The organism is Vibrio sp. 1641 (assembly GCF_033339995.1).
Lineage (GTDB): Bacteria > Pseudomonadota > Gammaproteobacteria > Enterobacterales > Vibrionaceae > Vibrio > Vibrio alginolyticus.
The window spans coordinates 1-559 of the sequence record NZ_JAWOVP010000410.1; the positions used below are offsets into that span (position 1 = coordinate 1).

The 559-nt window shown below is 39.7% G+C and carries 1 protein-coding gene and 1 pseudogene; one reads left to right on the forward strand and one right to left on the reverse strand.

The window, feature by feature from the left end:
• A pseudogene (locus R7Z47_RS26265) lies at nt 1-93 on the forward strand (cation-binding protein); the annotation flags it as partial.
• A gap of 230 nt (nt 94-323) precedes the next feature.
• Here R7Z47_RS26265 and R7Z47_RS26270 read toward each other — a convergent pair.
• Nucleotides 324-509 (reverse strand): DUF3545 family protein, encoded by a 186-nt coding sequence (locus tag R7Z47_RS26270; protein WP_005459060.1) that lies wholly within the window; start codon nt 507-509, stop codon nt 324-326.
• Nucleotides 510-559: the final 50 nt, after the last annotated feature.

A 559-nucleotide genomic window follows, 5' to 3' on the forward strand; every position in this document is an offset into this window, starting at 1 on the left:
AGCGAAGACGACCCTGTATTTGGTGACACGATTGCGGATCGCTACAAACAGCTTGCCGAGCGCGTTCGTCAAAGCGATATGGAGTTTGTTTAACTCACTCAAAGCCCGAGTATCTATAAATCTTGCTCGGGTTTATTTGTGGTAATTCTTATTCTTTGAGAATTGAATGGAAATTCAACATAACCAATTCTCGATAAAAAGAACGGCTAATTCTCATTGAATAAGAATTCCGTCCACGTAAACATTTAGACGTAGAGAATCAGAACATGTAACCCTGCTCTATACAAAAACAAAAGGCACCGTTAGGGTGCCTTTTGTTCAAATTAGAGTTTGATGTCGTCTAAGCTGTAGTCGTTGCAAACATCAAGTTCACGTAGTTCTTTAAGTAAGTTACGTCTGTCGTTCATCTCTTCTATTTCACGCCACTTTCTTTTTACTGGTTTAGCGCGAGATCTTGTTGTTGAGGTAGTATCCAGATTGAAAATCTCATCTAGTTGAAAGCCTTCCATAAGCCACCTTTACCCTTCTTTATCTAAACTGTTGTAACCAGTCCTTGTGG

What these genes read in the sequence shown, in the direction of transcription:
- R7Z47_RS26270 (WP_005459060.1), bottom strand. Translation starts at nt 509, where the DNA reads ATGGAAGGCTTTCAACTAGATGAGATTTTCAATCTGGATACTACCTCA.